General features: G+C 56.2%; 17 protein-coding genes. 6 read left to right on the plus strand and 11 right to left on the minus strand.

Annotated features, from left to right (window positions below):
• Positions 1-99: 99 nt before the first annotated feature.
• The 3 genes from ACGY09_RS22130 to ACGY09_RS22140 all read right to left on the minus strand — a co-directional run bounded on the left by ACGY09_RS22130 (position 100) and on the right by ACGY09_RS22140 (position 4,658).
• Positions 100-1,782 carry a hypothetical protein gene (locus ACGY09_RS22130; RefSeq protein ID WP_397569464.1) on the minus strand — a complete coding sequence of 561 codons (1,683 nt, stop codon included), beginning with the start codon at positions 1,780-1,782 and terminating at the stop codon, positions 100-102.
• Positions 1,783-2,258: 476 nt separating this feature from the next.
• Entirely contained in the window at positions 2,259-3,506 is a 1,248-nt protein-coding gene (locus ACGY09_RS22135) for a glycosyltransferase family 4 protein (protein WP_397569465.1), read from the minus strand.
• 369 nt (positions 3,507-3,875) lie between these two features.
• A complete protein-coding gene (locus tag ACGY09_RS22140) occupies positions 3,876-4,658 on the minus strand; it encodes a choice-of-anchor P family protein (RefSeq protein ID WP_397569466.1) in 783 nt (260 codons plus the stop codon).
• A gap of 547 nt (positions 4,659-5,205) precedes the next feature.
• Here ACGY09_RS22140 and ACGY09_RS22145 point away from each other — a divergent pair.
• Both ACGY09_RS22145 and ACGY09_RS22150 read left to right on the plus strand, forming a co-directional pair.
• Positions 5,206-6,654 (plus strand): PQQ-binding-like beta-propeller repeat protein, encoded by a 1,449-nt coding sequence (locus ACGY09_RS22145; protein WP_373652806.1) that lies wholly within the window; start codon positions 5,206-5,208, stop codon positions 6,652-6,654.
• Positions 6,636-7,790, plus strand: a complete 1,155-nt coding sequence (locus ACGY09_RS22150) for a hypothetical protein (RefSeq protein WP_373652805.1) — start codon at positions 6,636-6,638, stop codon at positions 7,788-7,790. The genes ACGY09_RS22145 and ACGY09_RS22150 overlap by 19 nt, the downstream gene beginning before the upstream one ends.
• Before the next feature lie 60 nt (positions 7,791-7,850).
• Here ACGY09_RS22150 and ACGY09_RS22155 read toward each other — a convergent pair whose 3' ends face one another.
• Positions 7,851-9,281, minus strand: coding sequence for a cytochrome P450 (locus ACGY09_RS22155; RefSeq protein ID WP_397569467.1), 1,431 nt, complete (start codon positions 9,279-9,281; stop codon positions 7,851-7,853).
• A gap of 581 nt (positions 9,282-9,862) precedes the next feature.
• On the opposite strand from ACGY09_RS22155, the gene ACGY09_RS22160 reads away from it, so the two are divergent.
• The gene (locus ACGY09_RS22160) at positions 9,863-11,551 is read left to right on the plus strand and encodes a hypothetical protein (RefSeq protein WP_397569468.1); all 1,689 of its coding nucleotides are present in this window, start codon (positions 9,863-9,865) and stop codon (positions 11,549-11,551) included.
• A gap of 190 nt (positions 11,552-11,741) precedes the next feature.
• On the opposite strand, the gene ACGY09_RS22165 is transcribed toward ACGY09_RS22160, so the two are convergent.
• Positions 11,742-12,071 carry an STAS domain-containing protein gene (locus ACGY09_RS22165; RefSeq protein ID WP_373652801.1) on the minus strand — a complete coding sequence of 110 codons (330 nt, stop codon included), beginning with the start codon at positions 12,069-12,071 and terminating at the stop codon, positions 11,742-11,744.
• A 537-nt stretch (positions 12,072-12,608) separates the two neighbouring features.
• Here ACGY09_RS22165 and ACGY09_RS22170 point away from each other — a divergent pair.
• Positions 12,609-12,941, plus strand: a complete 333-nt coding sequence (locus tag ACGY09_RS22170; RefSeq protein WP_373652800.1) for a HesB/IscA family protein — start codon at positions 12,609-12,611, stop codon at positions 12,939-12,941.
• A gap of 67 nt (positions 12,942-13,008) precedes the next feature.
• On the opposite strand, the gene ACGY09_RS22175 is transcribed toward ACGY09_RS22170, so the two are convergent.
• Positions 13,009-13,317: a hypothetical protein gene (locus ACGY09_RS22175; protein ID WP_397569469.1), complete on the minus strand. Its 309-nt coding sequence runs from the start codon at positions 13,315-13,317 to the stop codon at positions 13,009-13,011.
• A gap of 500 nt (positions 13,318-13,817) precedes the next feature.
• Between ACGY09_RS22175 and ACGY09_RS22180 the strand changes: the two genes are divergently transcribed.
• Complete coding sequence (locus tag ACGY09_RS22180) at positions 13,818-15,140, plus strand: PQQ-binding-like beta-propeller repeat protein (protein WP_373652799.1); 1,323 nt, start codon at positions 13,818-13,820, stop codon at positions 15,138-15,140.
• A gap of 105 nt (positions 15,141-15,245) precedes the next feature.
• On the opposite strand, the gene ACGY09_RS22185 is transcribed toward ACGY09_RS22180, so the two are convergent.
• The 4 genes from ACGY09_RS22185 to ACGY09_RS22200 all read right to left on the minus strand — a co-directional run bounded on the left by ACGY09_RS22185 (position 15,246) and on the right by ACGY09_RS22200 (position 20,217).
• Positions 15,246-16,817: a sulfatase gene (locus ACGY09_RS22185; protein ID WP_373652798.1), complete on the minus strand. Its 1,572-nt coding sequence runs from the start codon at positions 16,815-16,817 to the stop codon at positions 15,246-15,248.
• Positions 16,818-16,833: 16 nt separating this feature from the next.
• On the minus strand, positions 16,834-18,465 hold the full coding sequence (locus tag ACGY09_RS22190; RefSeq protein WP_397569470.1) for a sulfatase: 1,632 nt from the start codon (positions 18,463-18,465) through the stop codon (positions 16,834-16,836).
• Positions 18,462-18,938 carry a carboxypeptidase-like regulatory domain-containing protein gene (locus tag ACGY09_RS22195; RefSeq protein WP_397569471.1) on the minus strand — a complete coding sequence of 159 codons (477 nt, stop codon included), beginning with the start codon at positions 18,936-18,938 and terminating at the stop codon, positions 18,462-18,464. The genes ACGY09_RS22190 and ACGY09_RS22195 overlap by 4 nt, the downstream gene beginning before the upstream one ends.
• A 142-nt stretch (positions 18,939-19,080) precedes the next feature.
• Positions 19,081-20,217, minus strand: coding sequence for a DUF1559 domain-containing protein (locus ACGY09_RS22200; protein ID WP_397569472.1), 1,137 nt, complete (start codon positions 20,215-20,217; stop codon positions 19,081-19,083).
• 718 nt (positions 20,218-20,935) lie between these two features.
• Here ACGY09_RS22200 and ACGY09_RS22205 point away from each other — a divergent pair.
• Positions 20,936-21,844, plus strand: coding sequence for a DUF6263 family protein (locus ACGY09_RS22205; protein WP_397569473.1), 909 nt, complete (start codon positions 20,936-20,938; stop codon positions 21,842-21,844).
• A gap of 183 nt (positions 21,845-22,027) precedes the next feature.
• Here ACGY09_RS22205 and ACGY09_RS22210 read toward each other — a convergent pair whose 3' ends face one another.
• A complete protein-coding gene (locus ACGY09_RS22210) occupies positions 22,028-22,960 on the minus strand; it encodes a sensor histidine kinase (protein ID WP_397569474.1) in 933 nt (310 codons plus the stop codon).
• Between the last annotated feature and the right edge of the window lie 454 nt (positions 22,961-23,414).

Consider the following 23,414-nt stretch of genomic DNA (forward strand, 5'->3'; position numbering starts at 1 on the left):
CACCCGTCAACGGCGTCCGAACGTTCTTTGCTTACAGTGTTTCTTACTCCAAGACGAGCGCGTGTCCGCATGTGCACTCCGTTCTCGGGGATGATGCTGTTATTGGGGCGGAGAGACCTCAGGCCCGACAATGTCCAGTAGCTTTGCCGTTGGATGCACGGGATTCATGGCGATTGGCTGCTGCGTTTCGGCCTTCGCCACATTTCCGGCCGCATCACGGACAAGCAGTCGGAGATAGAACTGGGCGGGGACGGCTTGTCCGACGGTCCAGGTGAACTCTCCGTTGTTGTTCTCTCGCCATCCGCTGATGAGTTCCCACGGGCCGGTGCGATTGGCGGCGTAGTAAATGGAGACCGGTTTCTCAGCCGGGTGTTCTTCGACGATCTGCCACTTCAGCAGTAACTGATTCGCCTTGTCTGCGTGCCCCTGTTGCGCAGGCAACAGTTCAACCCGAGGGGGAGTGCGGTCAATGCCCACGACAATCGTGGGAGGCTCGTCCGGAGCAGGCGGTTCAATCGCCAGGCCTGCCTTGCTTCTAGCACGAATGGCGAAACCGTATTCCCGATCTTCGGGAACCTCGACGTCAAAGGGGCTTTGGAGGTCGGGGTCCTCGCCATAGTTCCACCAGGTTTTGCCGTTATCATCCGTGATAAACAGTTCGATCGCGTCGATTCCGGAGGGGCCGACGTCTTCCAGTTTGTATCCCAACTGGAAGCGACGTGAATTCACATGCCGATGGATTTGAGACGTCGGTTCTGCCCGTTTCTCAGACGGATCTGTTGTGGTGGTTCGTGAGACGAACATGGGCGTGGTCGCAGTTGCGTTGGTGGCACCCAACTTTGCCGGAGTAAACGGCCCCTGGTTCGACGGTGCTGAACGAGGAAGAGGCTCTCGAGGACGGGCCGAGACCGCCTTCATTCGTGGCCGGCTGAAACCATAACCCTGCGGGGGCTCGGCTGAGGTCGGTGATGGCGGGATCAGGTCGTCGTGGTTTGAAGCCACTTCCTGCTCGACAGGAGCGGACGGAGGGCTGGCAAGAACGAGATCCTCCTCGTCGCTTAAGGTCTTGGCGAGCTCGTTGTTGGGCGGGCTGGTGGCAATCTTCCCCTGGGGAACGGGGCGCGCTTTGGTGGCAGGATGATTGGCGGCATCCACATCGGTCTGGGTGCGCGCGTTCGCCACATTTCCGGCGAAGTCGGCGATGCTGCCGCGAACGGAGACAACTCCCGTTTTGCCGACGACCCAGGCCGTTTCGCCCCGCGCTCGAGGTGCCAGATCAAGCAGCACCCAGTCGCTCGATTCCTGAGTGAGGTATTCGATGCGCAGCGAGTTAATATCCAGGTGGGTGTCGCTGGCACGCCAGCGCAGTTGAACCTTTCCAGCGGCGATTTGCTGGAGTGACAGTTCGAGTACGGGGTTGGTCGTGTCGACGACAACGATCAATCCCGTTTCGTAGGTTCCGCGTGGTGGATGGAGCTGGTTTTGGCCATCGACGGTTTTTACGGCGAACCAGTACTCTCCTTCGGCCGAGCAGGTGTGTTCAAACTTTCCGCCGCTGGGAGGAAGGACTTGTGCCAGTTCCCATGTCTGCCCCTGGTTGGGAGAGACGTGTAACTGTATTTCACGTGCGTCGATCTTGTTGAGGGTGGCGGAGTCAATCTTGAAGGGGATGCGGAAGCGAGTCTTGCTCGTATGCGTCGGTTTGGGCAAAGGATCTGACCAACCCGTAGCCGGCCACATCAAAGTGACCAGAAACCCCAACACTGCGAGTCGGCCGTCCATGACGGAACTCCGTAATCCGAATACTTGAGCGGTGAAAACCGAGATCCAGCGTCGAAGCAGGCCATCCGAACATGCATACGATGCGGGCTGCGTTCGATGCTCGACGGGAGCATCGTGCACTGCTTCGCAACTCGTCGCATGAGGGCGAATGGAAAGTACTCCTGCGGTGGACATGTTCAGTTTCAGAACGGCTGAAAACTGGTTTTCCGGGGAACCCAATTCGCTGCCAGTGAGCCAGTTACACTGTTCCTCCAGTGAGACACCCGACTCTGCTGCTGCCGGTCCTGAACGAAGAAGCGGACTCTCATTCCGTGAGAAGCCGTAAGTCGTTCCTGGACTGCACTGTCGCTATCGACGGAACGCGAGGACAGACTTGAACGACCGCTGAACATGGCCGTTCCGCTTGGAGAAGAGGGGTAGAGATTGCACCTGAAAAGACCAAGACGATATTTGAGAATCGGCAATTTCTGCCAAATTCACGCGTTTTGGTCTCCACGAGTCATTCTGAGTACACTGTCCCAGATCTGCGCGAGATGTTGAGCTGACGACGCACTCGAAAACAATTGCGCCGTACGCTCTCTCGCGGCTGCTCCCATCCGCTGTGCTTCGCTGGGATTCGACAAGATCGATGCGACCGCTTCAGCAAGGGCGACCGGATCACGTGGTGGCACAAGAACCCCGGTCTGACCGTCAAGTACGATCTCGGAAGTGCCGCCGACATCGGTGGCGACGATCGGTAACCCCGCTGCAGACGCTTCCAGCAGGACCCTGCCGAACGGTTCCTGATTGGCAGGATGCACCAGAAGATCGACTGCACGAAGAATGCGGGGGACATCATCGCGGTGGCCGAGCCAGTGGAAGTGGGAACTGACCCCATCCTCGGCGATCCGTTGCCGCAGCAAATTTTCGAATTGAACGCTTTCGGCTTTTTGCGATGTTCGTTCTCCGATCATCAGGAAATGAACGTCCGGTCTCTTCTGGATGATACGAAGCGCCGCAGCAGCGAGGACGTCCAATCCCTTTCTTAATCCAATCTGTCCAATACAGGTAATCAGGAGTGGTTCGGTCGACAGGATGCGCGCGTCGGGGGTGGGCGGCATCGAGCAACGGAGGGTGTTCTGTCGTATCCGTTCTTCACACCGGGACTGCTCTGCGGGAGAGAGCTGAAGTTCGTCCAGCAGCCAGCGTTTCTCCCTCACTTTCGTTTCCGATCCACAGTCAATCCCGTTGTGAACAACGTTGACGAGTTGTTCTCGGAGTCCCTGCTGGAGATGAAAGTTTCGTGTCGCATGCGAGACGGCGATGAGTCGGTCGTTGAGATTCAGATCGTCAATCGCACCCCTGCTCAGTTTGATAATGTCGCGCAGGTGGCCCGTCGTCGGAACCTCAAGCCGACTGCGGAGGGGGCCCAGCAGGCGGCTCATGGAGAGAGAGTTGGCATGGACGAGATCGGGCTTGATTTTGCCAAGTCCGTTTAGGAGTTCTGACAAGATTCGATCCGCAGTCAGCCGGTTCCCTGCCGGATCGCGGACCGACCAGTGATGCAGCGGGATGAAGCGACTTCGCAGTGCTTCAGCCAGGCGACCCGTTGATGGGCCGAGTGCATGGAATTCGAGATCCGGCCGATGAGTCTTCAACCAGTCCAGTGCCGCCAGCATCGATCTCTCGCCCCCATTCAACGTGTTGAATTCGAAGATGAGAGCGATCCGTCGAACAGGCATCATGCACACAGAGGGAGAGCCGCTTGATGGGGAAATGGAAAAGAATGCGAGGCCGTCTGGAGCGGTCTCCGCCACACCGAATCTGAGGTGAGAACAGGTTTGTCGGGAACCTCACTCCTGGGATCTGACTTTGCAGCCGCAACGGAGAGAGGGCCGCAGGATTGTAATCGAAGCAGGGGCGACCGGGGAAGAAGTCGTGCGGGATCCGGAGAGTGACAGGAGCGTTCGATGTACAGGGTTGTTGAAAGTGTTGGGCCTTCGCTTCGGGAGCCCTTTTCTACCTCGATAAAAAACAAAACGCCCGTACCTGGCTGTCAAGCAAAGTACGGGCATTCTTGTGTGTCGATCAGGTGCGATCAGAACCGCGAAGGGTTACACGGTGGCTTCCGCGTCGGTGCTGTCTGCTTTCTTGCGACGGGCGAATTTCCATCCGCCACCGACAGCAAATGCACCCAGAACCATGGCGAAACTGCTTGGTTCGGGAACGTGCTGAATGACACCGGCTTTGGATTGACCGATGATGACATCAGCGACAGAAAGGACTCCGGGAATGCCCAGAACCTGCAGGTGAAGAGCATTGACGGTCATGCTGACGTTCTGACCATCGGGACTGATGCTGGAGATCTGCTCGTTAATGGTGAGCGAAGCGATCGTCACGCCGAGTAGTTCGATCGACACAGTCTGATTGGGGCCCGTGAGTGTGACGGCATTTCCACCGATGGTCAGTCCAGTGATCACGGAGTCACCAGAAAAGGAACCAATACCCGTGGTCGTGTTGAACTGCGCAATTGCAGTTGATGAAACAGCCGTCACCTGCACGAGTCCGTCCAGCAGGCTAATATTCGAAACGTTCGAATGGGAACTGGTCTGCCCAGGGACTGAGTTACCACCATCAGTACTGGAACTCAGAACGCCCGTCTCAACCAGATCATATGATCCGAGGACAAGTGGAATCGAGATCCCCGCGCTGGCTACCGTGGTGCTATCCACACCGCCCCAAGCGGGAAGTGGGCCCGCCTGAGCCACAGGCAAAGCCAAGAGCGTGACATCGGCCTGTAGACCGGTTGCACTGCCGCTGTACTCGTATGCCCAACCACCCATTGTGGTGCCGGACATACCCATCACCATCATCAATCCCAGCAACATTCTTCGCATCAATTGTCCCCCCAATACGGACTGAAATACCATGAGTCAGTTAAAAACTGTGCTACAACGATACAATGCAACATCGACCTGCACAACAGCTCAAAGTTCCTATTTTGAACCAAACGAACGTCAGAGGCAACTGAAGCTGCAAAATTCCCCTATAAAATAAGACAATGTCGCGCATCGCATAGCAAGAAAAATCTCGATGAGTCCTTAAAATACGCTGATTTTCGTAGTGTGGTGCGTCAATTGGCGTAGTGTGGTGCGAATGTATTTCTCTCGACCGCGACGATGTGTACGTGTGGATATTTGTCAGGAGGCTGCAAAGAAACTCCTGTAGTGAAAACACTTTAAAGAGACAGAGGGTGAGGATACCCGAAGTGAAAGTGTGACGAAAACGGACGTTGAGGCCATTTTCGTTGTCTGCTTTTGGAGGAATTGCTGCGTTGAGGAATTTCCTTGGGAATTCAGTCTCTTGCCAAAACCGGGGAGAATCGATGTAGTGACTTTTCGTGTCTTAACGTGAGCGATTCAGGAGTGAAGGAGATCCGGATTGATGTTGTCCACTCAAGCAATTCAGCTTCGCTCGCTCGTACGGGTCTTCGTCGGTGGGCTCCTGGGGGTGTGTCTCTCGAGTATTCATGCGAGCGACTGGCCTCAATTTCGTGGACCGAACGGTTCCGCGACAGATCCTGCCGATTTGCCGTTACCGACAGACATCGGGCCAGATCACAACGTTCTCTGGAAAACGGCGCTCCCTCCAGGCCATTCTTCTCCTGTCGTCGTCGGTGAGCGGATCTTCCTCACGGGTGTGCGTGACAAAACTCTGGTCACGATGTCGCTCGACCGGCAGACCGGGACACCTCAATGGGAGGCTGATGCCCCTTATGAACGTCTGGAAACCATTCACCGGATTGGCAGTCATGCTCAAAGCACGCCCTGCGCAGACTCCAGCCTGTTGTTCAGTTTCTTCGGATCCAGTGGTCTTTATTGCTATGACCACAGTGGTAAATTGATCTGGAAGAAACCCTTGGGACCCTTCCTCAATGATTTTGGAGCAGCCAGTTCACCGATCGTACATGGCGACCGTCTGATTCTCTGCCAGGATCATGATCTGGATTCGTTTCTGATCTGTCTGGATAAGCGATCGGGTGAAACACTCTGGAAAACGGACCGTTCTGACTTCCTGCGTAATTCGTGCACACCGATTCTGTGGAATAACGAAGGTCGTCAGCAAATCGTCGTGGCGGCGACCCTGCGGGTTGTCGGATACGATCTGGAGACCGGGAAAGAAGCGTGGACTGTCCGTGGGATCTCACGCACAGTCGTCAGTTCGCCGACCGTGGGGCCAGACGGGAATCTGTATCTGGCAGGCTGGGCTGCGGGGGGGGATGAGGCGGAACCAATTCGGGCGGAACCGTTCGACGATGTCGCCCCGCGAAGGGATAAGAATCAAGACGGAATGCTCAGTGAAGAGGAACTCGTCGAAGGGCCGATCTATGCTCGCTTCACACAGGCCGACCGGAACAAAGACGGACAACTGACGCGTGACGAGTACGAGCTTTTTCGTAGTCTGTTCGACCAGGGAAAAAACATGGTCCTGAGTATCCGGCCGGGTGCGACGGGGGACGCAACGAAAACTCACATCCGTTGGACCTATCCGAAGCAGGTTCCCTTCTGTGCGTCTCCCCTGCTCTACAACGGCAGGCTGTTTACAGTGAAAGACGGCGGAATTCTTCAGAATCTCGACCCGGAAACGGGGAAAGCATCGCGTCCGCTCAGGCTTGAGGCAAGTGGCAGCTATTATGCCTCACCTGTCGCCGGGGATGGGAAGGTGTATCTCGTTGATGAGCCTGGTCGGCTGACGGTCGTTTCGGCAACGGAGCAACTGAATCTCCTGCACACCAGCGACATGAAGGAGGATGTCTTCGCCACGCCAGCCATTGTCGATGGTCGGATCTATCTGCGTACGGCGGGGCATCTCTATTGCTTCGGTCTGAAATGACCCTGCCGAACTCCGCTGCCGTCATGATGTCACGGCTGACGCGTCTCGTGCCGCCTGATGCCCTCTGGATCGCGGGGCTGCGTGGAGTCTTAAGGCAACTCAAAGCCAGCCAGACGACGCTGTTACTAAGCGAAAAAACAGCGGGGGCTCCGTTTCTGCAGCAGGCCGCTGCCCGGCTGGGAGTCGAACAACACTTTGTTTCAGTGCCGGAAGGAGTCGACACCGCTTCGGATCGATCCGTCGCCGATCAGAGTCTGATGGATGCCGCCGAGGTGGTCTACGTGCTCCACCTGCGCAGTGGGGGCAATCTGGAGCGGCTGCTGAAAGAACGACTTCAGCAGCGACAATCTCGAGTAGTGCTGGTCGACCTGCCTCAACTGCAGCCTGACAATTTGCGAGCAGAACTGTGTGCGCAAGGAGCGACCTCCTGGACGCCGACAACCGAACAGTTGAGTCCCCTGGTCGCAGCTGCGGCTCTGAGAGATCCCGACCGAACCTCGGAGGCGTCGACCGATCCTCCGGACGTCTATACCCTGTCGCCCTTCCCACCTGCCGAGGAATGGGATTTTCTCACGCACAGCACACGCGCCTGTCCCGGTCCCTGGCCCGGAGATTCGTTCGCAGAGTATGCCGACAGTCTGCTGGAGGCGCGGAGTGATGCGGATCATTCCGCGCTCAGTGCGCTGCTGCGGATTATCCGTCAGAAAACGTTGATCGCGTCGGGCCGAACCATTCGCGGAGGGGACCGTGTCGTGAGCTTCACCGCAATTCCACTTTCCGAGCTTCCCACACTGCGTCGCTTTCGGCCGCACCGCGTGCATTGGGATTTTGAACCCTACGGTATCTGCCTGCGCCGAAGCTGGCTGCTCAGTCGAGGGGCTCAGGCAGTGAACTACGCTGAGGAGGCCGACTGGCCGGAATTGACCGCGCAGCAGCGTCCTTTTTTTCAGCGGGCAATCGGTCATTCGGGAATCGACTGGAGGGTCGAGCAGGAATGGCGCGTGGTGGGTGACCTTGGTCTGCGCGATGCCGCACCGCAAGACGTCATCGTTTTTGTCCCGCACTTTGAAGCGGCGAAGGCTGTGGCGCGGATCACATCGTGGCCAGTCACACTCTGGCCAGACGACGCTTCCTGAATTGGTGCCGACGGCCGCACGTTCATGCGGCCGTCAACGAGGTCAATTCTGCTATTCTGACTACGCCGCACGCCGAGTGGACACGACTTCGCGCAGATCGACCATTTCGTGAATGTTTCCACGCACCGGTGCCGAGTGGAACTTTCCGTCCTGATGATCGATCCGCATCATGACGCTGGTGGTGGGGCCGAGCATGGTCGAAATGACTTTGGAGCTGACCTCCGAGTTCGGGACCATCGTCACCTTGAACCGCTGCAGAATTGTCGGCAGGGTGGTTTTGAGGATCAGCATGGCGAGCGGAGCACCCAGGCACATTCTCGGTCCCGCCCCAAACGGCAGGTACTGATAGGGGGAAGGATTGATCTTCAACCAGCGATTCGGCAGGAACGCTTCCGGGTCGGAATAGATGCCCGGCATATGGTGCGTGATGAACTGGCTGAAGACGATCCCGGCACCGGGCGTCAACTGGAAGGGGCCGAGTTCGACCGGGGCGGCGGCGACGCGCTGGGAATAGGACGACGCCGGCAAGATCCGCATGCTTTCCTTGAGCGTCCGTTCCACGAAGGGGAGCTGTTCCAGTTGTGCGACCGTCGGGAAGCCTCCGGTAAGATTCGCTGTCAGCTCCTCGTGCAGCTGCGTCATCGCAGTCGGGTGTTGCGCGAGCAGGAAAAGTGTCCAGGTCAGCGTGTGGGCAGTAGTGAGATGTGCCGCGGCAAACATCAGTGCGGCAGATCCGACCAGCTCTTCGTCGGTAATGCTCCCTTCGCTGTCATGAGCATTGATGAGAATCGACAGGGCGTCTGAACCGGTGGGATTCTGTTTCCGAAGTTTGATCATTCCGAGGATCTCTGCTTCGAGTTTTCCTGCGTACTCAAGGAGATCGCTGTAACGATTGGCAATCGTCGGGTCAGCGACGAACGCACCCATGCCGATTTCGTGGTTCAAGTGAACCCACTCATCAATCATGTGGCCAATCTTGTAAGCCACTTCAGGCTGATCGATGCCAAACAGGATGGTGCTGGTCAGCCGCAGCATGAAATCGGTCATGTCGCGCGAGACATCTCGCTCCGTCCCGGGAACCCACTCTGCCAGCATCGCCTCGACCTCGCTCTGGATCGACGGGATATAGTTAAGAATGGCCTTCTTCATGAAGGCATCCATCACCATGCGGCGGTTCCGCTTGTGCTGTTCTCCATTCATGCTCAGAAGGCCGGAGCTCAGTCTGCGCTGAGGGGAATTTCTTGAGCCCCGAATGGCAAAGAATTGCGAGTGAAAGTTGGCCATATCACTCAGAATCTGATGATTGAACTCAGGTCCGAAAACGAAATAGATCCGTTGGCCCTGCTCTTCCATGGCACAGATTGAGCCGTGCCGCGCATGGAGCTCACGGAGACAGGCGACCGGGTCATCGGGGAAATCCATCAACCGACCGTATGTGACCGGCAGCGGCTTTTCAGCACCATGTGCAATGGACAGATTCGTTGAGTTCATGTTCGTGTCTACCTTGACTTTGATACGAACGCATCCTGCGATCGAACACCGATGTTGCCTATTTAGCAACTCCTTACGAAATCCTCTAGGTGGACTGGGAATTTCTGTCAATTCGTTTCAGGCCGAATGCCGGTCTTCTCGGGGAAGTATTGAGCGGGACGTCTCTGTATTTCTCTTCTGCACTGGTGACAGGGAACAGCAATTGCTTGCGCAATTGAGTCTGGCCCGCTCTGGCAGTTTTTACAAGTGGGAGGACACGCGGGAAAAAGGGATCTGGCGGGTTGCACAAACTGGGATATTGGACTGCGTGAATGGAGTGAAGTTTTCCGAAATTGCCTGTCGAGCTTGAGGAAAATTTGAATGCAAAACCGAAAGAACTCGAAATCTGGTGTAAAACCCGGCTAAAGGTGATGAATTTCGCCGATGCGAATCGAGACTCACAAGGTGTGATGCCGATCTGATCCCTGTCCCGGCGGCAATTCGCCACCCGATCCAGCGACACTTCGGCCTGCCTTGATTCGATGGCACGTCAGTCTTGTCATGATTTTCAAGAGCATCGAGACATCGTCAGGAAACATCCTATGTATCAGCGAGGATTTATCGGGACGCTGTTCTGCGCAATGACGACAAGTTCGCTCAGAACGACCACCATTGCCTTGACGGGATGCGCCGTTTTTACCAGCGATGCTTTCGCACAGCCTCCCGTTCGACGGATTCCTCCCGCGCCGTTAGGGGTACCGAATGTGGCGGTGGGGCCGACTGCCAATCCATATGGAACGCCCCCTGTCGCCGTAGGGCCAGCACCGATGTCCGATCCCCTGGTCTCGCCCCTGCCCCCTCCTGGCTTCTCGGCGGGACCCGGCCCCTATCCGATGGGACCCAATATGATGCGGCGTCCTTCACCCTTTTTGCCGGCGCCGGGCCAGCCTGTTTTTCTTCAGCCGGGCCTTGCCGCAGCCCCCTTCGCTCCCGCCGCGCCGATTGTCGAAGAGGCACCAACGCCGATTGGCAATATTCGGTTCAGTGTTTCGGAAAGCTTTCTGAATCGACTGGTCGCACGTAATGAAACCCGTCCCGGCGAAGTGCGGGACTTTATTCTCGGGGCCGAGGTCTTCGGACACCAGACAACGGCAACGAAAGTTCGACTCGATCTGCTGCCGGGTGGGACGCAGGGGCGCGCAGTTCTCGTCCTGAACGGGACGACGCAAAGTGAAACGACCGGCTTTACACCGCAGGCCAAAGTGGACGTCGCCAGCCAACAGGAGTTTGTGGCGACCAAGGAGATCTACTTTGACGGTGAGAAGTTTTCGACGCGGCACGCAGTGGTGCATGTCCGGGCAAAGAATCAGACTCTTGGCGCGACCACCCCACTGACGGGAACTTTATTCGGAGGGATTGCAAATCGAATCGCCTTCCGGGAAGCAGAACGTCGGCGTCCGCAGGCGGAAGCGGTGGCGCGGGATCGCGTGGCAGAGAGGGTGTTTCCTGAGTTCGACAAGACGATCGATAAGCAGCTCGCTGATGCGAATGAACAGCTCGAGTTAACGGTGCGAAAGTGGCTGGGGGCAGCGGATCTTTTGCCTTCGCAACAGCTCGTCCACACCTCTGACACCCAATTGAGCTATTTCATGCAGGTGACGGGGCAGACGCCGACTGAGTCGACGACCGAACTCGAGAATCGTCTCGGCCCGGAAAATGGTTTGAAACTGATGGTGCATGAAGGATTGCTGAATTCGCTGGTCGGCAGACTCGGTCTGAAGGGCCTGCGCACAACCGACAAGGAAATGGAAAAATCCATGGCTCCTTACGCGGTAAAGCCCGAGAAAGACGAACTCGATTCGTCACAGCCTCCGCCGATTTCGCTGCCAGGCCTGCAAAATATTGTGATCGACATCGAATTTGACGACGAGGATCCCCTGACCATTCGGCTGGAGGATGATCGAGCTCTGGTCACCTTGCGGGCCAAATTCAAGCCGGCGGGAAATGACGTGCTTCCTCCACTGGCTGTCACAATTCCGTATTCGACGAAAATCTCGGGCGAAAAAATTGTCGTCACGCCGGGAAAAGCCCAGGTCGAACCCCTCTCCAAGGGGGGGACGCGATTGCCGGATGTGGCCTTGAAGGTGATCTCAAACGCGATTGATACGAACTCGACCAGTTTCGCATTTGATCGGGCTCTTCCTGCCTCCTTCTGGCCCCTGCCTGGACCAGTTCCACGCGTCGTCGGGATTCATTCGCAGGACGGCTGGGGGGGCATTTCGATCGACTGATCTGGCGTAGCCGGCTGACAGGATGAACTCTGGGCTCCAGCGGAAACAGCCGGGGGCTGTGACCCGCGGAAGGGCGAATAATAGAAACGGCTCTGATGGAAAAAAACGAGTTCGAGCGACAGCTCGAACTCGTTTCACTTCAACATCAACGAAAGGCGGTCTTAGCGGTCACCGACTCTTGTCGTTGGCTTTAGACAGCGATTTCCAGTTCGTGCAATTCCAACACATCATCGAGCTTGGTGATCTCGAGGACTTCCCGAATATCGGTGGAAGGATTGTAGAGATGGACTGCCACCCCCTGCTTGCGGATTGATGCCAGCAGTCCCAGCAGGCCGCTGGGGATCAGTCGGACGCGTGTGAGGTCGAAGGCCAGCACCTTGCAGTGGTGCGACCGAATCAGTTCGACAAGCTCGTCGCGGCATTCGGCGACATTCATATCATCGAGAACTTCACGTCCGCCAAAGCCGATGACCGTCAATTCACCAGCCTGGTAGACCTCCAGATTAGAAACATTCGGCATTGAACCAGTCCCCACTGACAAAAATCATGAATACCACAAAAACAAAAGAATACGAAAACACAACATCTACGAAGAAATGAAACAATCGCTGGCGAAAAGTTGAATGAAATCGGCCAGATCCCGTAAAAGTCTGAGGGACACGCACCATCGAGGCAATGTTCGTTCCAGAAATTCAAGGAGCGGACGGAAATCCTGTGAACAAGGGGGTTGACATACGGATTTTATGTGTCCCGAGACGCTCAGGACTTGGGAAGACCCGTTGAACTGTGGGGGAAACGGAGTGCAACGGGATTCGGCCAAAAGATTAATCGGCACAGAATGTCTGAAAGAACTGCTTGTTGCGGAGAACCGAAATGTGGCTTGTGGGTGCAGAATGTTGCTGCGAAAAAATGCAACAATTGCGACAATACAAAGCTCAGGGGCTCCCGACGGGTGTGATAGCCCTGTAACTTTGGGAATGAGCTTGCCTCGCACAATCGACACCTTATAATTTGCCGACGTTTGAATGCCCCAATATTTCCTGCAAGGACTGTGATAATGGCCGTGACATTGACCGAAAAAGCTGCCGCCGAAATCAAGCGGATCCGGGCCGAAAGCAAGATTCCCGAAGAGTACGTGCTGCGAGTGGGTGTCCGGGCAGGCGGTTGCTCTGGCTGGGACTATTCCTTTAACTTCGACGACACTCAGGACACGACGAAAGATTTCGTCACCGAGCAGTTCGGCGTGAAACTGGCTGTCGACAAGCGATTCGACCTCCATCTGGATGGGACCGAGATCGATTTTATCGACGACCTGAATCGCCGTGGGTTCAAGTTCAACAACCCCAACGCTCAGAAGACCTGCGGTTGCGGCAGCAGCTTCGCGATGTAGAACCTAATCACCTGTTCGTTTCGATTCCCGATCCCCTCGCATGTGACTGTCGGATCGGAAGGGGCAGTTAAAAAGATGAGTGCTCAACGACCGTAGTGGACATTGGTCCGCTGCGGTCGTTTTTCTTGCGCGAACCGTGTCCCGATCGAATGGGATTCGCTTCCCTGTCTCGAGTGATGGATGAAGTCACGCTATCGACTTCGCAGTAGCGGTTCGCCAGCAGGTACTGTGCGTCGCTGGGGAAATCTTCGACTGCGGCCTGAGTCGCATTCAGGACTTGCAGGGCGGGCCGTCCACTCTCTTCCACGATCGCCTCATTGGAAGGAAAAAGCAATCCTTCCCTGAGGAGCGACCCGTCGGCTGCAGCGGTTGCCAAAGCGGTCGATGTATTCCGTTGCGCGCACTAACGGGGTGACACGGGGTTGTTCGGACTTGCGGATCGTCGGTAAGCGTTCCGGATGGATGGAGAGCAGGGCAATCATGGGAGCGGGCTGTGGAGACTGAAAGGAGATTTCATAACCAACACGAATCAACGTTGCAGTTCCCCGCTGTTCCCGAAGGATGAGCGATGACACAAATCGAACTCAGGTCATGTGGGGAGACGTCGATCGCAAATACAAAGCCGCGATATGCAATTACGAGAACTCGCCTTGGCAGAGACTTGCTCGAAGACTCTCAGTCCGTTCTGTAACAAAAATCCTCTCGGCAATGGACGTCGTGATCCGTAAAAGCCCAGGGACCTGCCCTGTTATCTGATCGCAACTGAATCGCGAGTCGGTTCCTTCCTGAAGTGTGCTACATTACCCCCATCCGAAAGGTAGTGGCGCCAGGCAAACTCTGCCGCCACTGCAATCATCTCTCTTGAAGGGACGAGGCATGGATATGGCCGCACGCAGCCACAGTTCTTTTTGGGCTCCTGTCGCCCTGTTCGTTCTCGCCGCCAGCGGCCACTTTTCCAGCGCTGAGGACTGGTCCCAGTTTCGCGGCCCAAATGGCTCTGGAACGGACAGCAAGGCGGATCTTCCGCGGGAGTGGAGCGCGACCAAAAACCTTCGCTGGAAGTACGAGCTTCCGGGACCCGGATCGTCCAGTCCCGTCATTCATGGCGACCGAGTCTATGTGACGAGTTACACAGGTTACGGGCTTCCGGGAGAAGAAGGCGGCGACATTCAACGGTTGACGCGTCACGTGACATGTCTCGATCGCGACCAGGGAAGTCTGGTCTGGAGTCAGACCGTGGCCGGCACACTGCCGGAAGATCCTTTTCAGGGCTACATCTCTGAACATGGTTACGCCAGTAGCACTCCGGTCACCGACGGCGAACGGGTGTTCTGCTTCTTTGGCAAGGCAGGTGTTGTCGCCTTCGATCGCGACGGGAAGTTGCTTTGGCAGACCCTTGTCGGAAGTGAATCAAGCATTCGCCGCTGGGGATCGGGGGCAAGTCTCATCCTCTACGAGAATCTTGTCATCGTGAACGCCGCTGAAGAGAGTCGTTCCCTGCGAGCCCTGGATCAGTCGACCGGCAGTGAAGTCTGGAAGGTCGAAAGTGAAGCGCTGGAGCTTGCCTACGGCACGCCGGGGCTGGTGAAGTTGAGCGAGTCGCGGACAGACCTGGTGATGGCCCTCCCTGGAGAGGCATGGGGGATCGATCCCAGGACGGGTGAGAAACGCTGGCACCTTGATCACGATTTGACAGGAACCATCTGCCCCAGTGTCATCACGAACGGACAGACCATTTACATCTTCGGTGGCTTTCGATCCGCGGGAAGTCTCGCAATCAAGATTGATCCCGTTGACGAAGCGGCGACGCCTGAAATTCTGTGGACCAGTCGCAGCAGTTCCTACGTCGCGACACCAGTCCTGTTTGAAGATCATCTCTACTGGATCGACGATCGGGGTCAGGCATTTTGTATCAACGCAACGACGGGAGATCAGATCTATCGCGAGCGTGTGGCGGAATTCGAAGCGGGGGGGCGGCCAGTCTATGCGTCACCAGTCGTCGCGGCGGGACGAATTTACGTTCAGTGCCGTTGGGCGGGAATGCTGGTGCTCGATGCCAGGCCGGAATACGAGCTACTGGCCCGGAATCAGTTCAACGATGATGAGAGTGACTTCAACGCCACGCCAGCCATCGTGAACGCTCAACTCTTCGTTCGTTCAAACAGATCTCTTTACTGCATCGGCAAGGGACAGAAATAGGCCAGTGAAACGACCTCGAAGATCGTTTCACTGGCCTGAGCCGAAGATTTCGGGCCGGATTTTGCGACCCCCAATCGTAACGTTGACTGCGCCGCCTTCAGCCAGTTATTTAGCGGACGACTTTTGCGGTGCAGGCTCTTTCGATCCGTTCGCGTTCAATGTTTCCTGAAGGGATTTCAGAACGGTCTCTTCCTGGCGGCGGAGCCACGTTTCGTAACCTTTGCCCCGTCCGCCGACATATTGATATTGCTCAAGTTCGCCAAAGGTTCCCAGGACTCGGGGATCACCTTCTTCCTTGAGAAGTTGCACCATTTGAGCCCGCAGTCGTTGCACGTCATTCTGGAACGCGAGTTCATTGGCCAGGTTATTGACACAATCGGGATCGTCCGTGATACGGTACAATTCATCGGGAAGTCGCTTACCGAAGGAGAGGTCGTAGTAATACCCCTTCAATACCTTGATGACTTCTTTGGACGGACTGGGATCGACGTTGCCAAAATCGGTTTCTGGATCGCCTGCTGGCCATCGTTCCGGGTGAAAGTTGTGAACGTACAAGAACTCTTTCGTCCGGATGGCACGAACGGGATAACCTTGATCGTGAATGCGGCCGATGTCATGACGTTCTTTTCCAACGAGCATCACGTCGCGGTTTTCAATGTATCCGGAGGTCTTTGAACGAAGGATGTTGGTCAGACTGCGGCCAGTGATCTGTTCATGGGGTGCCGCGCCAGCGACTTCCAGAAATGTGGGTGCGAAGTCTCTCACGTTGACAAAATCCTGCACCACTCGACCTCCCGGAACACCAGCCCCCCAGCGAATGGCGAGTGGCAGGTGGAACGCGTCGTCGTGAATTTGTCCTTTTACAAACGGGAACGGCATCCCGTGATCCGATGTGACGACGATGAGGGTGTTGTCGAGTTGTCCCGTCTTCTCGAGAACTGCCAGCGCCTTGCCAAGCTGAGCATCTCCCCATTCGACTTCCAGTGCGTAGTCCAGTAAATCGCGTCGGACAATCTCGGTGTCTGGGAGGTAGGTAGGGACGTTCACAGAATCGAGCGATTTACCCGACCTTGCTCCCGTATCCCACTCGTACGCGCGGTGCGGTTCATGGAAACCAATCCAGAAGAAAAACGGCTTGTCGGCCGGTCGCTGCTGCAGAAAGTCGTCAAAGTTCCCTGCATAGTCGTTCTTGTTGATTCCGGTCGTGGGGGATTCCTGCTTGAGTTTGTCGTAAACAGGACCGACGGGATTTCGAGTGCGGCCACTCGCCCTGAAGTCGCCCGGACCCCAGCCCTTCCCCGTATAGCCGATCGTGTAACCCGATCGTTCGAGCAGGTCGGGAAAAGTTTCAAATCCCGACGGGAAATTACCATTGTGTGACACAGCCTCGCGAAGTTGCCAGGTATTACGGCCCGTCAGAATGCTTGCCCGGCAGGGACTGCACTTAGGATTCGAGGTGAAGGCGTTGGCAAAGAGAATCCCTTCGCGTGCAATCCGATCGAAGTTGGGTGTCTTAATCCACTGGCACCCGGCAACACCGGAATGCCGGCTTCCTCCCCAGTCGTCAAAGATGACGAACAGGATATTGGGGCGCGAAGGGAGGTCGGCGGCGATCGACATGGACACGTCGATTACGAGCATGAGTGCGAGCGAGAGGGAGAGGCTGGTCTTTGTCATGAGAGAGAACTCCGTGTCAGCGGTCGGCTGGGGTGACAGGTGGTCCACCGACGGGTGGAGTTTCGAAATAGGATCCTTCATCGATCAGACGGGGATCGCCAGTCTGCTGCAGTTCCTGCAAAAGCTGACGCTCCAGTGTGGCGCGGGCATTCGCGTATTCCGCGTCATTCGCGACGTTCTTAACCTGATGGGGGTCCTGGCGGAGGTCATACAATTCTTCCCGCGGACGTTTACCATAGACCCAGTCGAAGTGAGCCTTCCAACGTGGAGAGCGACGCTGACTCACCAGCCAGGCTTTGGTGGGGCCGGCGTCTTCATCGGCCAGCGTAATCCGAGTATTTTCCGTCACCTCTTCGACCGTCGGAGGCTGATCTCCGTCCAACCGGTGAGGGTCGCCCAGCGGCCAGCGATCAGGCCGAAAGTTGACAATGTAGAGATAATCGTGCGTGCGAATCGCACGTTGCGGATATGGCAGGTAGTCAGCACGAGCACTGTCGACGTGGCGCTCTCTTCCGGTGTAGATGGCCGTACGCTGCGGATCAACCTGTCCCGACTTGTCACCCTTCAAAATCCTTACCAGGCTGCGACCCGTCATCACTTCGGGGATGGGCAACCCGGCCAATTCAAGTACCGTTGGTGCGATGTCCGTCAGACTGATCAGATCATCGACGACACGACCGCCGGGGGCGCCACCCCAGCGGACCAGGAGTGGGACTTGCGTTCCGAAGTCGTACAGGTTGCATTTCCCATGTGGGAAGCCCGGGGCGCCGTGGTCGCCACTGATGATCAACAGCGTATTGTCCAGCTCACCGATTTGCTCGAGTCGTTCAACAATCAGGCCAATCGCGCCGTCAAGGGCGGCGATTTCTCCGAAGTAATCTGCCAGATCTTCCCGGACCTCAGGGACATCCGGCAGGAAGGGAGGAAGCTTTCCTGCGAGATCGTCGGGGTTCAGCCCCCACAATGCTTTGCCCGAGCCTTTCGTCCACTTTCGATGGACATTGGTCGGCCCAAACCAGTAAGTGAAGGGTTGGTCACTTCCGCGGTTGTTGAGGAACGTGTCAAAATTCGCCCGTACTTCATGGAACAGTTCTGCTTTCGCTGCTTCGACCGTTTTTCCTTCGGCGACAAGTTTCGACGCGTTCTCGGAAAAATTGTTGAAGCGGCGACCTTCTGCCTCGTAGGCGAATTGCTGGCCGCCGAAGGGGGCGTCGGAAGGGGTGCCGGGGGTCCAGACTTTGTGCGACTTTCCAATCCGATAGCCAGCATCCCGTAGCAACAGCGGAAAGGCGGGACTGGATCCATCCCATTCCCCACGTAGCACTGATCCATGACCGGTGCGCCAGAAGTGCTGTCCCGAGACAAGTGCACTTCGACTTGGGGTACAACTGGGGGAGGAAACGAAAGCACGTCGGAAGAGGACACCCTCCCCCGCGATACGATCGAAATTCGGGGTCCTGACCACGTCGTTGACGGTCCCAGGTCCGTCGAGGCGTGCGTAGGCTCCAGCGTGTCGTCCCCAGTCGTCGGCAAAAATAATGACGATATTCGGGCGCCGAGGTTGTTCTGCGGACTGCGACGGGCACGGAAATACGAAGGCAGACAGTAGCAGAATGCCAAAACTCGATAAGGAAGTCGCGCCGCTCATCGTCGGGCTCCTGGCTTACGCGAGGCTTGCGATTCTGGGGCGGACGATTCCAGGTCGAAGTCGGCGACATTCGTCTTGCCTGGCTCAACAGTGAACGTCAAGGTCGACTGAGTGTTGTATTTCGTGGGGAGTTTTTCACTGGAGCTGGGGTGGACTTCTCCGTTCGGATCTTTCCAGGGATCTCGCCGCGTGGTGATGATGACCCGATGCTCCCCAATCAGGGCTCCCTCGCGGCCCTGCGTGAAATTGAGAGCGTATTCGCCGTTCTCGTCGGTCGTTGCACCGGCTGGCCGACCATTTGCAGGATTGAAGACGACCGCAGCGTAGGGCAGTGGCTCACCGTCCAGGGTGACGGTTCCACGGACTGAGGCGATCTTCGGGCCTCGACTGCAGCCCAGGCAAGATACCGTAATGAGAGCTGCTGAGATGCTCCAGATGATTGCGATCGATCGCTTTGGTTTCTTGCTTGTCATGACACGGTTCCCGCACGAAGTTTGTATAGATTGAGACGGAGAAGCCCTATGGGGCAGACTCCGCCGGGTGAGGACACTGTCGCGTCGTCACCCGACCTGGTTGTCACTCGATGAGTTCACTGGTGGTAGTCATTCGGTGTGATCAGAACTCACTCAACACCAGACCATCGGCGATGGCGTAAAGGCGCTGGTAGAGTCCGAATGCTCTACCGTTGTTCGCGTGATCGAAGGGGTCTGTCGGGATCCACGCTCGCGATGTATGGTGAATTTGCTCACTGACAAAGCGGACGGAGCCATCGCTCATGGCAAACTGGGCACCACCCGTGTGGGCACTTCCGGCCGTGCGATGGGGCTGGGGATTTCCCTGTGCCGCAGTCCAGTTCATGGCCCATTGCCCATCGTCCATCAATGCGTTGGTTGCGCCAGAAGCCCCTTTGGCGGCACCGGGAGTTCCATCGACAGCGGCGTACCAGCGCGAGCGGTTGCCGCCACTGGAATCCATCCCCTGGTACTTCGTTTCACCAACAAGGAACGTGTTGGAAGTCCCATCGGTGAACTCGTGCAGGCGACGAGCACCGCTGTTGGAGCGTCCGAAGGCACCGTTCCACTGTTGCAGGTTAGCGAAATTTCCGGCAGCATCGCCCGACCATCCATCAAATGAGGCGGCGCTCCCCTGATAACTACTGGTGGCATTCCTGGGGATCGCACCATCATCAAGATTTGTTGTCGGAATGTCCTTCCCCTGGGACGGCTTGGCGTCGGATGGGCAACTGATCATGGCGATCACAGTCTGGCACAGCAGTGCGTTCGATAGGGTGCCACCGGGAGTCGTCGGTGCGGTTTCGGCCGCTTGCTGGGATGAGTTAAACGAATTGAACAGCGGTCCCTGGTCAATGAAGGGAAGAATGGACCAGCCCCAGCCAAAGCCAGAGCCCCCCTTGTTGTCTGCCCAGTTGCCATCGAATCCGCCGAGGTACTGATGCCCGATGGGGAGGCTGCCGTACGTCTCATTGTAGTTGTGAATTCCCAGGGCAATCTGTTTGAGATTGTTTTTGCACTGTGTTCTTCGAGCGGCTTCACGTGCTTGTTGCACTGCGGGCAGCAGTAATGCAATCAGGACTGCGATGATCGCAATCACGACCAGAAGTTCGATCAGGGTAAACCCGGATTGGTGGCGCCCGTGGTGACGTCGCGTCGCTCCTGGTCTTAGTCCCGGGACAGCATCGACTTGATTTACGAGGAGGGGTCGGAATGTGGAATCGAAATCCTGCGGGGGCATGGTGTGCTTCTTTCTATGCCCAGGCGTGCCGGGCGACATGGACGTGCAGCGACAGAAGGAACGCTGGTGAGAACCGCGATCCAGCGCCAGCGGCATGAGGCGGGCGTTCAAAACCCGCAAGAAATATCATCAGTAGAGTCGGGTTTGTGCGTCAGGCTTTCTGGCAAAACTGCTCTGACGTTGACTTTGTGACCTGAGAAATTGAGCCTTTTCCTGTGGAAGGCTCTCTCTCCTCGCGACCTGAGGTCAAGCTGAGGAACGAAAATAAATCACTAGATGAGTCGTCTTTTAATCGTCTTCTCGTTGATTGTCAATGAGTCTATTCATGTATTTTGTTTGACTATCGAAATAGCGAGTGAAGGAATTGTGGAGAGCTATTGGGTGGCCCAGGTTCTGCGCTCGATTGTCGAACCAGCCTGATGGATCATCTGAAGTTCCACTCTCGCGTGTGAATTCGCCGACCGGTTGGCCTTAATCCCGTCAGTCGATGGGGCCAGATTCGCCGAGATTCTGAAAGGGGGGGCGATGCGAAACGAGATGGAGGCTTGAAAATTTTACGAAGACTGACATTCTGTCTTTGAAAAGGAATTCTTTTTGATCCACTCCGATTCCGGGTTCGTTCCGCTGTTCACATTTCACTGAGACGCGTTGTTCTTTCTTCGAGATTCCTCGCAGAGACGCGGCTTGGTCGCCATGCCATTGCATTGGAAGTCCCATCATGCTCCGAACGCTCGTGCTCTCGACATTGACTGCCGTTCTTTCCGCTTCACTGGCCTGCGCCGAGGAAGTCAATCTGAAGTTGAAGTTTGAAGAGGGGAGTAAGTCCGTCGTTCACCGCGACACGAAGGCGACACAGACACTGACTCTGGCGGGCATGGATGTGGACACGACTTCGACGTCCTTTGCAATTTCCCGTTCGTCAATTGGACAACGAGAGACCGATGGCACTTTGAAGGTCGAAGAAAAACTGGAGTCCTTGCAGAGTGAAGTGATCTTTCCCGGTGGCTCCGTTCAATTTGATTCAGCCAACCCCGATAAGAAAGCTGCGATTCCTCAATTAGAATCGCTGATGGAGATCTTTCGAGCCGCTTTCAGGCTTTCCGTCTCGGTCGAACTGGACGCTGACAACAAGGTCAAGTCCGTCAAACTACCCGAGGGGGAATATGACAAGCTGTCCGAAGAAGCGAAGAGTCATTTTTCTCCCGAGTCGCTTCAGAAGACCTTTGAACGTGCTTTCGAGTTCCTGCCGAGCGAAGCGGTCAAGAAAGGGGATACCTGGGAACGGTCATCCGAAACCAACCTGGGTGCAGGACAGGTGATGAGCTTCCGAACGAAGTACGAATACGAAGGGACCGTCGAACAGGATGGCGAAACGCTCGACAAAATCAGGGGCAAAGTGTTCGACGTCAACTACAGCATCAACGGCAATCCGATGCTGCAAGTCACTCAGAGCGATCTGAAAGTGACCTCTTCCGAAAGCACCCATCTATTCAACCGCAAGCTGGGGCAGGCGGTTTCCCATACGTCCAAGACACATATTGTCGGTCCGCTGACCCTGGTCATTAACGGCACGACACTACCTGGAAAGGTGGACCTGACCATGGAAGAGAAGTCCGAGCGTAAGTGAGCGGGCCGCTGTTTTTAGACGCGGACAACATTTGTAGACGCAATGGTGGCGGCGGAACTGCATCCCCCTTGCGTCTGGCATTTCCGAGACCTGCAGAAAAGTTTGGAGCTGCCAGCAGGTAAGAGACGTCCTGACAGACGGGCGATGAATGACTCTTCGTCGCTGTGTCATCTGGAAGCTGTGTCATCTGGAAATGGTGACGGATTCGGGGAATTCGCGGTGTCCGGGCAGGTCGACCTCAAACACGCTGCCCGATCGACCAACCCGATCGTGAACGCTGACCCGCCCATTCAGTAATTTGACCAGGGTATGAACGATGTACAGACCCAAACCGGTCCCCTTCTGACGTCGGGTCAGTTCACTTCCGCCGCGGAAGAACATACCGAAGATGCGTTTCCGCAGTTCATGGGGAACCCCGAGGCCATTGTCGATGATTCTGATGATGACTCGACCCCGGTCCCCACCCCGGACCTGCACTTCGACCTGAGGTGGATCACCCGCATACTTGATGGCATTGTCGAGCAGGTTACGGAAGATGGTTTCGAGCACCAGGCGACGGGCAAAGACCATCATCGGCTGGACATCGTACGAGATTGTCTCTGCCTCTTCCCGCTTGTGATGGGCGCAGGCGGCCGCGCCACATTTCCTGAGGACGGCCTCCAAAGATAACTCTTCGGGATCGGACTGGGCACCAATCGCATCGATCCGACCGACTTCCAGTAATTGAGTGATCAAGTGATCGAGGCGTTCCAGTTCTTCTTCCATGACGCGATAGAACTTCGTGCGCTGTTCGTCACTGATCGACCGCATCTCGAGAGTTTCAAGATACAAACGGAGTGAAGCGATAGGGGACTTCAGTTCGTGCGTCACACTATCAATGAAGTTCGCCTGCCGCTGGTTCAGTCGGACTTCCTTGATCATCAGAAACAGGTAAAAGGAAAGTCCGACAAGGATCAGTGCAAACACCGCTACCCCGATGATCAGGGCACTCCAACCGGCAGAACGCGCCAGCACTGCGATCCAGAAGATCATCAGTGTTACGTTCAGGGTCATCAGGATGACCCCCAGCGTGATGGGAATTCCAAGCGTCATTCGCGAGCGTAAGGCATCAGGCACAGTTTCAACTTTCTTCTGATGGTGTTTTCCAGCATTTCAGCATCGCAACTCGGTGAACGATGTCAACCGGATCGAGATGCGGTTCGTCCCCGGCGGGGGATCTCGTTCGATCAGCGTTTCCTGATGGAATCGTTCATCGATCCCGTGTGCACCTCGTGCCGGCTGCGTCGTGGCTTCCGGACGGGTGAGAATCTCAGCAGGGATGGGACCGATGCCCAAATCCTGTTCGCGATCGCGAGTTAAGAAGTGACGACTCTCTCTTTGCAAAGTTTTGTTAAATATGCGGTTATGTCGCCCGAGATCTGGTGTGGGCCGATGACGTGCGGCTTACGCCAGTCCTCGCTGAATTGAAGGGGCGCGGGGGGGTCACGAACTGACAACGCATGTGTAAGTCGCTATCATCCCATCGAGCCGAATTTGTCCCTTGATCCCCCGACCTGAAAGTTTTTGACCA

This window comes from Schlesneria sphaerica, from assembly GCF_044336245.1.
GTDB classification, from domain to species: Bacteria; Planctomycetota; Planctomycetia; order Planctomycetales; family Planctomycetaceae; genus Schlesneria; species Schlesneria sphaerica.

Excerpts from the sequence above, each read along its gene's own strand:
- ACGY09_RS22130 (WP_397569464.1), bottom strand. The coding sequence starts at position 1,782 with ATGGACGGCCGACTCGCAGTGTTGGGGTTTCTGGTCACTTTGATGTGG.
- ACGY09_RS22135 (WP_397569465.1), bottom strand. The coding sequence starts at position 3,506 with ATGATGCCTGTTCGACGGATCGCTCTCATCTTCGAATTCAACACGTTG.
- ACGY09_RS22140 (WP_397569466.1), bottom strand. The coding sequence starts at position 4,658 with ATGCGAAGAATGTTGCTGGGATTGATGATGGTGATGGGTATGTCCGGC.
- ACGY09_RS22145 (WP_373652806.1), top strand. The coding sequence starts at position 5,206 with ATGTTGTCCACTCAAGCAATTCAGCTTCGCTCGCTCGTACGGGTCTTC.
- ACGY09_RS22155 (WP_397569467.1), bottom strand. The coding sequence starts at position 9,281 with ATGAACTCAACGAATCTGTCCATTGCACATGGTGCTGAAAAGCCGCTG.
- ACGY09_RS22160 (WP_397569468.1), top strand. The coding sequence starts at position 9,863 with ATGTATCAGCGAGGATTTATCGGGACGCTGTTCTGCGCAATGACGACA.
- ACGY09_RS22165 (WP_373652801.1), bottom strand. The coding sequence starts at position 12,071 with ATGCCGAATGTTTCTAATCTGGAGGTCTACCAGGCTGGTGAATTGACG.
- ACGY09_RS22170 (WP_373652800.1), top strand. The coding sequence starts at position 12,609 with ATGGCCGTGACATTGACCGAAAAAGCTGCCGCCGAAATCAAGCGGATC.
- ACGY09_RS22180 (WP_373652799.1), top strand. The coding sequence starts at position 13,818 with ATGGATATGGCCGCACGCAGCCACAGTTCTTTTTGGGCTCCTGTCGCC.
- ACGY09_RS22185 (WP_373652798.1), bottom strand. The coding sequence starts at position 16,817 with ATGACAAAGACCAGCCTCTCCCTCTCGCTCGCACTCATGCTCGTAATC.
- ACGY09_RS22190 (WP_397569470.1), bottom strand. The coding sequence starts at position 18,465 with ATGAGCGGCGCGACTTCCTTATCGAGTTTTGGCATTCTGCTACTGTCT.
- ACGY09_RS22195 (WP_397569471.1), bottom strand. The coding sequence starts at position 18,938 with ATGACAAGCAAGAAACCAAAGCGATCGATCGCAATCATCTGGAGCATC.
- ACGY09_RS22200 (WP_397569472.1), bottom strand. The coding sequence starts at position 20,217 with ATGCCCCCGCAGGATTTCGATTCCACATTCCGACCCCTCCTCGTAAAT.
- ACGY09_RS22205 (WP_397569473.1), top strand. The coding sequence starts at position 20,936 with ATGCTCCGAACGCTCGTGCTCTCGACATTGACTGCCGTTCTTTCCGCT.